This window comes from Mycolicibacillus trivialis, from assembly GCF_002102395.1.
Taxonomy (GTDB): Bacteria; Actinomycetota; Actinomycetes; order Mycobacteriales; family Mycobacteriaceae; genus Mycobacterium; species Mycobacterium triviale.
Genome location: NZ_LQPZ01000017.1, coordinates 19,516 through 30,602, shown reverse-complemented (window position 1 = coordinate 30,602; position 11,087 = coordinate 19,516). Strand labels below are relative to the sequence as shown.

Here is an 11,087-nt window from a genome sequence, read left to right as displayed (position 1 = left end):
GTTACAACCGCCACCACGGCTCGGCTCGCACGCCCGCCTCCGGTTCGACGCGCCCGCCCGGACGGGGCACCGCCACCGGGATGTCGCCGGCCGCGTCGAGCAACCGCTCGATCGGTTCGGCCCAGGGATGCGGCGCAAGCCGGAAGGTGGCCCAGTGGATCGGCAGCAGCACCCCGGCGTCGGTGAGGTCGCGATGCGCGCGCACCGCGTCCTCGGGGTTCATATGGATGTCCGCCCAGGCCCGGTGGTACGCCCCGATCGGCAGCAGGGTCAGGTCGAACGGGCCGTGCTGCGAACCGATCTCGGCGAAGCTGCGGGTGTAGCCGCTGTCGCCGCCGAAGAAGACCCGGTGCCGCGGCCCGCGCAGCACCCACGACGCCCACAGGGTGGTGTTGCGGCTCAGGAACCGGCCGGAGAAGTGCCGGGCCGGTGTGCAGACCAGGGTGAGCTCGTCGAGGCGGTGGCTCTGTCCCCAGTCCAGTTCCACGATGCGCGGTTCGGGGATGCCCCAGCGGCGCAGGTGCGCGCCGACGCCGAGCGGCACGATGAACGGGGCCCGCTGGGTGCGGGCCAGCGCGATCACCGCGTCGATGTCGAGGTGGTCGTAGTGGTCGTGGCTGATGACGATCGCGTCGAGGGCGGCCAGCGTGTCCAGCGCCGCAGGCGGCGGGTGCAGCCGCTCCGGGCCGATCACGTCCGACGGTGAGCAGCGGTCGCTCCACACCGGGTCGGTGAGCACCCGGTAGCCGTCGATCTCCACCAGCGCGGTGGCGTGGCCCAGCCAGCTGACGGCCAGTGCCGCGGTGCCCTCGGTGGCCGGGACCGCGAGCGGGATCTCCCCGGCGGGCCGGCTGGCCGACCGGCTGCCGAGCAGGTCACGGAGCACCAGCCACTGCTGTTCGAGGTTGGCCTCGAAGATCGACGCCGGATCGACGTTGACGAATGCCCCGTCGACGTAGTTCGGCGAGGCCTGCGCGACCTGCCGGATCGCGCCCGGCCCGGCGCCGAGCGCCTCCGGGGCACCGTGCAGCGCCCGCATCAGCCACCCGCCGGCCGCCAGCGTGGCGGTTCCCGCGGTCAGCCGCAGTGCTGCTCGCAACACGGTCGCTACGCGCCCTGGAACCGCGGCGGGCGCTTCTCCACCCGCGCCACCTGGGCCTCGATGACGTCCTGGCTGCCCCACGCCTTGTCGAACAATTCCTTGTGCACCGGCCACTGGTCCTCGAAGGCACCATCGTCGTTGAGCACCCGTTTGGCGTGCTTGAGCGCCAGCGGGGCCAGCCCGGCGATCTCGTGCGCCCAGGCGGTGGCGTCGGCCAGATCACCCAGCCGATTGGCCATCCCGGTCTGTAGGGCGACGTCGGCGGGCAGCCGCTCTGCGGTAAGCATCATCGCCCGCGCCCGCCCGTGCCCGACCAGTGAGGTCAACCGACGGATACTCCAGTTGTCCAGGGCCAAACCGTATTTGGCGACCGGGAACTGGAAGAACGCGTCCGGTGCGACCACCCGCAGGTCGCAGATCATCGCCAGTTGCAGCCCGGCGCCGATGGCGGGGCCGTTGATGGCGGCGATGACCGGCATCGGGAAGGCGTCGATGGACTTGTGCAGCGCGATGAGCTTGTCGGGGTAGTCGGCGGCGAAGGCGTCGCCGGACAGGTCCGCCCCGGCGCAGAACACGGTGCCCGCGCCGGTGAGCACGATGGCCCGCACGTCCTCGGCGGCCGCGGTCTCCACCGCTTCGCGCAGCCCGCCGACCAGTTCGGAGTTCAGCGCGTTACGCCGCTCCGGGCGCTGCATTTCCAGGATGGTGACATCGCCGTCGCGGGTCACACCGATCATTCAGCACCGCCCTCCTCGTCGCTTCGCGTCGCCGCCGTTCATCGTGCCAGCTTATTAGGGTCGGGGTGTGGAACGAATCGGTGCCCTGCAGTTGATCGACGCGGTGCTGGACGCGGGTTCCTTCGCCGGCTGGGACACCCCGCCGCCGGCGGAGCCCGATGACCTGGACTACCGCGCTGAACTGGCCGAGGCCCGGGCGAAAACCGGCCTGGATGAGGCGGTGGTGACCGGCGAGGGCACGGTCCACGGCCGGCCGGTCGCGGTGATCGCCTGCGAGTTCGGGTTCCTGGCCGGTTCGATCGGGGTGGCCGCCGCCGAGCGGATCACCGCCGCCGTCGAACACGCCACCCGCAGGCGGCTGCCGCTGCTGGCGTCGCCGTGCTCGGGCGGCACCCGGATGCAGGAGGGCACGGTGGCGTTCCTGCAGATGGTCAAGATCACCGCCGCGGTCGAGGCGCACAAGCGCGCCCACCTGCCCTACCTGGTCTATCTGCGTCACCCGACCACCGGCGGGGTGTTCGCCTCCTGGGGGTCGCTGGGGCATGTCACCATCGCCCAGCCCGGCGCGCTCGTCGGCTTCCTCGGGCCGCGGGTCTACGAGCACCTCTACGGGGAGAAGTTCCCGTCCGGGGTGCAGGTCGCGGAGAACCTGCAGGCCCACGGCGTGATCGACGGGGTGGTGCCGCTGCGCTGGCTGCGCCGCACCCTGGAGCGGGCGCTGAAGGTGATCGTGGACGCGCCGCTACCCGCGCCGGCCTCCCCGGTGGCCGCCGAACTCGACGACGTCCCGGCGTGGGATTCGGTGTTGGCGACCCGCCGCCCGGAGCGCCCGGGCGCGGGGATGCTGCTGCGGCACGGCGCCACCGAGCGGGTGCTGCTGTCGGCGACCGGGGACACCGAGGCGGCCACCACGCTGCTGGCGCTGGCCCGGTTCTCCGGGCAGCCGGCGGTGCTGCTGGGGCAGCGCCGGGTGCGTGGGTTGACCGGCCCGGCCGCGCTGCGGGAGGCCCGCCGCGGCATGGCGCTGGCCGCCGGGCTGCGACTGCCGCTGGTGCTGGTGATCGACACGCCCGGCCCGACCCTGTCGGTGGATGCCGAGCAGGACGGGCTGGCCGGAGAGATCGCGTTCTGCCTCGCCGACCTGGTGCTGCTGCCGGTGCCGACGGTGTCGGTGCTGCTCGGGCAGGGCAGCGGCGGCCCGGCCCTGGCGATGGTGCCCGCCGACCGGGTGCTCGCCGCCCAGCACGGCTGGCTGGCGCCGCTGCCGCCGGAGGGGGCCAGCGCGATCGTCTACCGCGACACCGAGCACGCACCGGAACTGGCGCAGCAGCAGGGGGTCCGCGCGACGGACCTGCTGGCCGCCGGGATCGTCGATGCGATCGTGCCGGAGCGGCCCGACGCCGCCGACGAGCCGATCGATTTCGTCAAGCGGCTCTCCCGGGCCGTCGCCGCCGAACTCGCCGCGGTGCGCGTCCGGCCGGAGCAGGAGCGGATGGCTTCCCGGCTGCGGCGCTACCGGCGCATCGGGCTTCGCTGACGCCGGCCGGAACGCCACCGCCGCCTACTGCAGCGATTCGCTCCACACCCGGTGCAGCGCGGCGTAGCGGGACTCGCCGCGCGCGATCAGGTCGGCCGGGGCGCCGTCCTCGACGATGCGCCCGTCATCGAGCACCAGCACCCGGTCGGCGATCTCGACGGTGGACAGCCGGTGGGCGATCACCAGCGCGGTGCGTTCGGCCAGCACGGTGCGCAGCGCCCGCTGCACCAGCCGCTCGCTGGGGATGTCCAACGCCGAGGTGGCCTCGTCGAGGATGAGCACCGCCGGGTCGGCCAGGAACGCCCGGGCGAACGCGATGAGTTGACGCTGGCCGGCGGAGAGCCGCCCGCCGCGGGTGGCCACGTCGGTGGCGTAGCCGTCGGGCAGTTCGGCGATGAACGCTGCTGCGCCCACCTCCTCGGCGGCACGGCGGATGTCCGCGTCGGTGGCGTCGGGCCGGCCGAAGCGGATGTTGTCGGCGACGGTGCCGGTGAACATGAAGTTCTCCTGGGTGACCATCACCACGTTGCGGCGCAGGTCGGCCTGGGCCAGCCGGGTCAGGTCGATGCCGTCGAGGCGCACCACGCCGGCGGTGGGGTCGTAGAACCGGGCGATCAGCTTGGCGACGGTGGTCTTGCCCGCGCCGGTGGCGCCCACCAGCGCGACGGTCTGCCCGGCGGGCACGTGCAGGTTCAGCTCGGGCAGCACCGGGCGGTCGGGCAGATAGCCGAACCGCACCCGCTCGAAGTGCACCGCGCCGGTGGCCCGATCCAGCGGCACCGGGTCGCGCGGATCGGTGACCTGCGGGCGCTGGGCGAGCACCCCGGCCAGCTTCTCCAGTGCGGAGGCCGCGGACTGGAAGGTGTTGAAGAACTGGCTGATCTCCTGCATCGGTTCGAAGAACATCCGCAGGTAGAGCAGGAACGCGGTCAGCGTGCCGATGGTCATCTGCCCCTCGAGGACCCGCCAGCCGCCGTAGAGCAGCACCACCCCGGTGGTGAGGTTGCCGAGCAGTTTGACCCCGGGCATGAAGATCGCCAGCAGCTGGAAGGTGCGTTCGTTGACCGCGCGGTAGCGGTCGGCGATGTCGTCGAAGATCTGCTGGTTACGGGGTTCGCGGCGGTAGGCCTGGACGGCCTTGATGCCGGTCATCGTTTCGACGAACTGCACGATCACCAGGGCGGCGGCCTCGCGCACCGCCCGGTAGGTGCGGGCGGACTCCGACCGGAACCAGGCGATGAGCGCCACCAGCACCGGGAACACCGCCAGGCACATCAGGCCGAGCCGCCAGTCCAGCACCACCAGCAGCACCGCGGTACCGGCCAGCGTGAGCACCGCCGAGACCAGGCTGTCGAAACCGGTCTCGAGCAGGTCCTGGATGGCGTCGACGTCGTTGGTCAGCCGGCTGACCACCCGCCCGGAGGTGTAGCGGTCATGGAACGGCACGTCGAGGCGCTGGAAGTGGGCGAAGCCGCGGCGGCGCAACTCCAGCAGCACCCGCTGGCCGACCCGGCCGGCCCCGTTGAGGAACAGCATCCGGCTGGCGGCCTGGACCAGCACCGCGGCGCCGACCGCCGCGACGATGACCAGCAGCGTGGTCGCCGGACCGCCGTCGACGATCGGTGGGATGCCCTTGTCGATGCCGCGCTGGACCAGCATCGGGACCGACAGCCGGGCGGCGTTCTCCACCACGACCACCACCGCCAGCGCCGCCACCAGCCAGCGGTGCGGGCGCAGCAGCGCGCCCAGCAGCCGGCGGGCCTCCCGCCGGCGCGGCAGGCTCTCGTCGATGGGCAGGTCCTCGGTGTCGGCGATCCGGCCCCGCCAGGTGTCGCTCATCGCCGCTCCGCGACGCTCAGGTCGTCCTCGGCGCACGCGGCGTCGGTGGCGTCGCGTTCCCGCTGGGCCCGGTCGAGGCGGTCGCGTTTCTCCGCGGCGCACCAGTCCGGGTCGCGTTCGGCGCCGTCGTCGAGTTCGTCGTCGGCGGCCAGCAGGTAGCGGTAGGCGGGCACGCTCGCCAGCAGGTCGGCGTGGCTGCCGACGTGGGTGACGGTGGCCGGGTCGTCGCCGACGCTTTGCAGCAGCGCCACCCGGTCGGCGAGCAGCACGGTGGAGGCGCGGCGGGCCACCACCACCCCGGTCAGGTCGCCGAGCACGTCGCGCAGTGCGGCGCTGACCCGGGCCTCGGTGTGCACGTCCAGGGCGGAGAGGGTGTCGTCGAGCACCAGGATGCGCGGGCGGGCCAGCAGGGCGCGGGCCATCGCCAGCCGCTGGCGCTGCCCGCCGGAGAGGCTGACGCCCTGCTCGCCGATGCGGGTGTTCAGCCCGAACGGGAGGTCGTAGACGAACCCGGCGGCGGCCACCTCGACCGCGGTCGCCACCTCCGCGTCGGTGGCCGGGTCGTCGGCGGGCCGGCCCAACCGCAGGTTCTCGGCCACCGACATGGAGAACAGGGTGGGGTCCTCGAACGCGGTGGCCACCAGTTTCCGCAGCGCCGTCACCGGCAGGTCGCGGATGTCGACGCCGTCGATGCGGATGGGGCCCTCGGTCACGTCGTAAAGCCGCGACAGCAGCCCGACCAGCACGGTCTTGCCCGAGCCGGTGGCGCCGACGAGGGCGAGGGTTTGCCCGGCTTCCACGGTGAGGGTGACGTGGCGCAGCACCCACTGGTTGCTGTCGGGGAACCGGAAGCCGACGTCGACGAGCTCCAGCCGCCCGCCGGGCCGGACGTCGCGCCGCGGACCGTCGGTGATCTCGACGGGCGCGTCGAAGATCTCGGTGACCCGGTTGGCGGCGGTCATCGACTCCTGGGTCATCGACAGCAGGAAGCCCAGCGACGCGATCGGCCACACCAGCGACAGCATCAGGGTGATGAACGCGACCAGGGTGCCGAGGGTGACCAGGTCGCGGCCCGCGGCGTAGGCGCCGAGCCCGAGCACCACGATCAGGGTGAGGTTGGGGATGACCTCCAGCAGGGTCCAGAACCTGGCCTTGGCGGCGACCTTGCGCAACTCCATGTCGTAGAGGTCGACGGCCTGGGCGTCGAACCGGTCGTAGACGTAGGACTCCCGGCCGAAGGAGCGCACCACCCGCACCCCGAGCGCGGACTCCTCGACGTGGGTGGCGACCTGGCCGGCCTGGTCCTGGGCGGCCCGCGACAGCCGGGTGTAGATCTTCTGGAAGTGGCGCACGGTGGCCGCGACCGGCGCCACCGACAGGGCGACCACCACGCCCAGCGGCCAGTACAGCACCAGCAGGATCGTGGTCACCACGACGATCTGCAGCGAGTTGAGCAACAGGAACACCATGCCGAAGGACATGAACCGGCGGATGGTGCCCAGGTCGTTCATGATCCGCGACAGCAGCTGCCCGGACTGCCAGCGCCCGTGGAAGGACATCGGCAGCCGTTGCAGCTGGGCGTAGAGGTCTTTGCGGATGTCGGCCTCCACGCCCATGGTGGCGCGGGCGACCAGCCAGCGCCGCACGAACCACAGCACCGCCTCGGTGATGCCGACGGCGGTGGCCGCGGCGCCCAGGATCCACAGTCCGCGCTGGTCGAGGTGGCGGATCGGGCCGTCGATGACGGCCTTGGTCATCAGCGGGATCGCCACGGTGGCGCCCAGGCTGACGATGGCGACGCCGACCATCGTCAGCCAGCGCGCCCGGTACGGCAGCAGGTAGGGCAGCAGCCGCAGCAGGTCGGTGATCGGCCGGGAACGCGCGGGCGCCGGGGCGACGGCCGGCGGTGTCGACCCGACCCCGTCGGGGCGTTCGGTGCTCGCAGCGGTTTCCAAGGTTCCGATCCTGCCACCCGTCGGCCCGCCGTCCGCGAGAACGCGGCGCAATCAGGCAAGATGGGCGGCATGGATGCAGGCGGGAACACCCCGAGGGTGCTGGTTGTCGACGACGACGATGACGTGCTGGCCTCGCTGGAGCGGGGGCTGCGGTTGTTCCAGTTCGAGGTGTCGACGGCCAAGGACGGGGCCGAGGCGCTGCGCAGTGCCACCGAGACCCGCCCGGACGCGATCGTGCTCGACATCAACATGCCGGTGCTCGACGGGGTCAGCGTGGTCACCGCGCTGCGGGCGATGGACAACGACGTGCCGGTCTGCGTGCTCTCGGCGCGCAGTTCGGTCGACGACCGGATCGCCGGGCTGGAAGCCGGCGCCGACGACTACCTGGTCAAGCCGTTCGAGCTCAAGGAACTGGTGGCGCGGGTGCGGGCGCTGCTGCGCCGGCGCGGCTCGGCGGCCAGTTCGTCGTCGGAGACCATCACCGTCGGCCCGCTGGAGGTCGACATCCCGGGCCGCCGCGCCCGGGTCAACGGGGTGGACGTGGATCTGACCAAACGCGAGTTCGACCTGCTGGCGGTGCTGGCCGAGCACAAGACCGCGGTGTTGTCGCGAGCCCAGCTGCTGGAGCTGGTGTGGGGCTACGACTTCGCCGCCGACACCAACGTCGTCGACGTCTTCATCGGGTACCTGCGCCGCAAACTCGAGGCCGGGGGCGCACCGCGGCTGCTGCACACCGTGCGGGGTGTGGGGTTCGTGCTGCGCATGCAGTGACCATGGCCGCGACGCGAACGCCCCGCCTGCTGTCGCGGGTGTTCGCCCGCACGCCGTCGCTGCGGACCCGGGTGGCGTTCGCGACCGCGTTGGGCGCGGCGATCGTGGTGTTGATCGTCGGGACCATCGTGTGGGTCGGGATCACCAACGACCGCAAGGAGCGGCTGGACCGGCGCCTCGATGAGGCGGCGGGTTTCGCGATCCCGTTCCTGCCGCGCGGCCTGGACCGGATCCCGTCCTCCCCCAAGGACCAGGACGTCGTCATCACCGTACGCCGCGGCGACCAGGTGGCCTCCCGGTCGGAGGTGCAGCTGCCGGCGCTGCCGATCGGCTACGCCGACACGGTGGTCGACGGGGTGCGCTACCGGGTGCGCACCGTCGACGTGCCCGCGCCGGAGCCGATGACGATCGCGGTCGGCGCCACCTATGACGCCACCATCGCCGACACCGCGAACCTGCATCGGCGGGTGATCATGATCTGCGCGTTCGCGATCGGTGCGGCCACCGTGCTGGGCTGGGTGCTGGCCACCTTCGCGGTGCGCCCGCTGCGGCGGTTGGCCGAGCAGACCCGGCTCATCGACGCCGGCGACGCGCAGCCGGTGGTGGAGGTGCGCGGTGCCACCGAGGCGGTGGAGATCGCCGAGGCGGTCAAGGGCATGCTGGGCCGGATCTGGACGGAGCAGGACCGCACCAAGGAGGCGCTGGCCAGCGCCCGGGACTTCGCGGCGGTCTCCTCCCACGAGCTGCGCACCCCGTTGACCGCGATGCGCACCAACCTGGAGGTGCTGGCCACCCTGGAGTTGCCCGGTGAGCAGCGCGCCGAGGTGCTCGGCGACGTCATCCGCACCCAGTCCCGCATCGAGGCGACGCTGACCGCGCTGGAGCGGCTCGCCCAGGGCGAGTTGTCCACCGCCGACGACCACGTCCCGGTGGACATCACCGAGTTGCTCGACCGGGCCGCCCACGACGCGATGCGGGTCTACCCGGGGCTGGAGGTGACCCTGGAGCCGTCGCCGACCTGCATCATCATCGGGCTGCCCGCCGGGTTGCGGCTCGCGGTGGACAACGCCATCGCCAACGCCGTCAAACACGGTGGCGCGCAGCGGGTTCTGCTGGCGGCGACCAGTTCGCGCGACGGGGTTCAGATCACCGTCGACGACGACGGCAGCGGGGTGCCCGAAGCCGAGCGGCAGATGGTCTTCGAGCGGTTCTCCCGCGGTTCGTCGGCCTCGCGCTCCGGGTCCGGCCTGGGGCTGGCGCTGGTGGCGCAGCAGGCCGAATTGCACGGCGGCTCCGCGGCGTTGGAGAACAGCCCGCTGGGCGGGGTGCGGCTGCGGCTGCGGCTGCCGCCGCCGAGCTGAGGTGTGCGTTAGCGCGCGCCGACCAGATCGATGACGAAGATCAGGGTCTTGCCGGACAGCCGGTGCCCGGCACCGGCCGGTCCGTAGGCCTGCTCCGGCGGGATCACCAGTTGACGGCGCCCACCGACCTTCATCCCCGGGATGCCGTCCTGCCAGCCCTGGATGAGGCCGTTGAGCGGAAATTCGATGGTCTCCCCGCGGTTCCAGGAGCTGTCGAACTCCTCACCGGTGTCGTATTCGACGCCGACGTAGTGCACCTCGACGGTGCCGCCGGGCCGCGCCTCGGAGCCGTCGCCGACCACCAGGTCGGTGATGACCAACTCGGCGGGTGCCGGGCCGTCGGGGAACTCGATCTCGGGCTTGCCTGACTGTGCGCTCATCGCCGTTACGTTAGCGGGCGTCGATGGTGACGTAGTCGCGTTCGGTGTAGCCGGTGTACACCTGGCGCGGCCGGCCGATCTTGGAGTCGCCCTCGTTGTGCATCTCCCGCCAGTGCGCGATCCAGCCGGGCAGCCGGCCCAACGCGAACAGCACGGTGAACATCCGGGTCGGGAAGCCCATGGCGCGGTAGATCACCCCGGTGTAGAAGTCCACGTTGGGGTAGAGCTTGCGTTCGATGAAGTAGTCGTCGGTCAGCGCCACCTCTTCGAGCGCCTTGCCGATGGCCAGCAGGTCGTCGTCGCCGCCGAGCTTGCCGAGGATCTTGTCGGCCTGCTCCTTGACGATGCGCGCCCGCGGGTCGTAGTTCTTGTACACCCGGTGGCCGAAGCCCATCAGCTTCACGCCGTCCTCGCGGTTCTTGACCTTGCGGACGAATTCCTTGACGTCGCCGCCCTGCTGGCGGATGCCCTCGAGCATCTCCAGCACCGACTGGTTGGCGCCGCCGTGCAGCGGGCCCCACAGCGCGTTGATGCCGCCGGAGATCGAGGTGAACAGGTTGGCCTGCGACGAGCCGACCAGCCGCACCGTCGAGGTGGAGCAGTTCTGCTCGTGGTCGGCGTGCAGGATGAACAGCATGTCCAGGGCGCGGACGATCTCCGGGTCCGGGTGGTAGTCCTCCACCGGCAGGCCGAAGGTCATCCGCAGGAAGTTCTCCACCAGGGTCAGCGAGTTCTCCGGGTACAGGAACGGCTGGCCTTCGGACTTCTTGTAGGCGTAGGCGGCGATGGTGGGCAGCTTGGCCAGCAGCCGGATGGTGGACAGCTCCACCTGGGCGGTGTCGGTGGGGTCCAGTGAGTCCGGGTAGTAGGCGCTCAGGGCGTTGACCGCGCTGGACAGCACCGGCATCGGGTGCGCCTCGCGCGGGAAGCCGTCGAAGAACCGCTTGAGGTCCTCGTGCAGCAGGGTGTGCCGCTGGATCTTGTGGGTGAAGGCGGCCAGCTCGTCCTTGGTGGGCAGTTCGCCGTAGATCAGCAGGTAGCTGACCTCGATGAAGGTGGACTTCTCCGCCAGGACCTCGATCGGGTAGCCGCGGTAGCGCAGGATGCCGGCCTCGCCGTCGATGTAGGTGATGGCGCTCTTGGTGGAGGCGGTGTTGACGAACCCGTGGTCGAAGGTGGTGTAGCCGGTCTTGGCCAGCAACGATCCGAGGGCGATCGCATCGGAGCCCTCGGAGGCCTTCACGACGTCGAGGTCGAGTTCGCCGCCCGGGTACCGGAGCGTGGCGGTGTCGTCGGTTGCGGCCACAAGAACCCCTTCTTCACACACTGGAGATCGAGAACTACCCACCCGAACGGTAGTCGCTTTGCTGCTGCCGCGCCGCGCCGGGTCCACCGGTCTCGGCGA

At 71.6% G+C, this 11,087-nt stretch carries 9 protein-coding genes; 3 read left to right on the top strand and 6 right to left on the bottom strand.

Going from position 1 to position 11,087, the window contains the following annotated elements:
* Position 1: 1 nt before the first annotated feature.
* Together AWC30_RS07225 and AWC30_RS07220 are read right to left on the bottom strand one after the other, a co-directional pair.
* Positions 2-1,102 (bottom strand): MBL fold metallo-hydrolase, encoded by a 1,101-nt coding sequence (locus AWC30_RS07225; RefSeq protein WP_109561966.1) that lies wholly within the window; start codon positions 1,100-1,102, stop codon positions 2-4.
* Between the two features lie 5 nt (positions 1,103-1,107).
* Positions 1,108-1,839 carry an enoyl-CoA hydratase gene (locus tag AWC30_RS07220; protein ID WP_085109523.1) on the bottom strand — a complete coding sequence of 244 codons (732 nt, stop codon included), beginning with the start codon at positions 1,837-1,839 and terminating at the stop codon, positions 1,108-1,110.
* A 67-nt stretch (positions 1,840-1,906) separates the two neighbouring features.
* Between AWC30_RS07220 and AWC30_RS07215 the strand changes: the two genes are divergently transcribed.
* Entirely contained in the window at positions 1,907-3,376 is a 1,470-nt protein-coding gene (locus tag AWC30_RS07215) for a carboxyl transferase domain-containing protein (protein ID WP_085109522.1), read from the top strand.
* Between the two features lie 24 nt (positions 3,377-3,400).
* Here AWC30_RS07215 and AWC30_RS07210 read toward each other — a convergent pair whose 3' ends face one another.
* Positions 3,401-5,215, bottom strand: a complete 1,815-nt coding sequence (locus tag AWC30_RS07210) for an ABC transporter ATP-binding protein (RefSeq protein ID WP_085109521.1) — start codon at positions 5,213-5,215, stop codon at positions 3,401-3,403.
* Positions 5,212-7,170, bottom strand: coding sequence for an ABC transporter ATP-binding protein (locus tag AWC30_RS07205; RefSeq protein ID WP_085109520.1), 1,959 nt, complete (start codon positions 7,168-7,170; stop codon positions 5,212-5,214). The genes AWC30_RS07210 and AWC30_RS07205 overlap by 4 nt, the downstream gene beginning before the upstream one ends.
* Before the next feature lie 60 nt (positions 7,171-7,230).
* Here AWC30_RS07205 and AWC30_RS07200 point away from each other — a divergent pair, with 60 nt between their 5' ends.
* On the top strand, positions 7,231-7,941 hold the full coding sequence (locus AWC30_RS07200; RefSeq protein WP_085109519.1) for a response regulator transcription factor: 711 nt from the start codon (positions 7,231-7,233) through the stop codon (positions 7,939-7,941).
* 2 nt (positions 7,942-7,943) lie between these two features.
* Positions 7,944-9,302 (top strand): sensor histidine kinase, encoded by a 1,359-nt coding sequence (locus AWC30_RS07195; RefSeq protein WP_085109518.1) that lies wholly within the window; start codon positions 7,944-7,946, stop codon positions 9,300-9,302.
* Between the two features lie 8 nt (positions 9,303-9,310).
* On the opposite strand, the gene AWC30_RS07190 is transcribed toward AWC30_RS07195, so the two are convergent.
* Positions 9,311-9,682 carry an FKBP-type peptidyl-prolyl cis-trans isomerase gene (locus tag AWC30_RS07190; RefSeq protein ID WP_085109517.1) on the bottom strand — a complete coding sequence of 124 codons (372 nt, stop codon included), beginning with the start codon at positions 9,680-9,682 and terminating at the stop codon, positions 9,311-9,313.
* A gap of 10 nt (positions 9,683-9,692) precedes the next feature.
* Positions 9,693-10,988 carry a citrate synthase gene (locus tag AWC30_RS07185; RefSeq protein WP_085109516.1) on the bottom strand — a complete coding sequence of 432 codons (1,296 nt, stop codon included), beginning with the start codon at positions 10,986-10,988 and terminating at the stop codon, positions 9,693-9,695.
* Positions 10,989-11,087 lie beyond the last annotated feature (99 nt).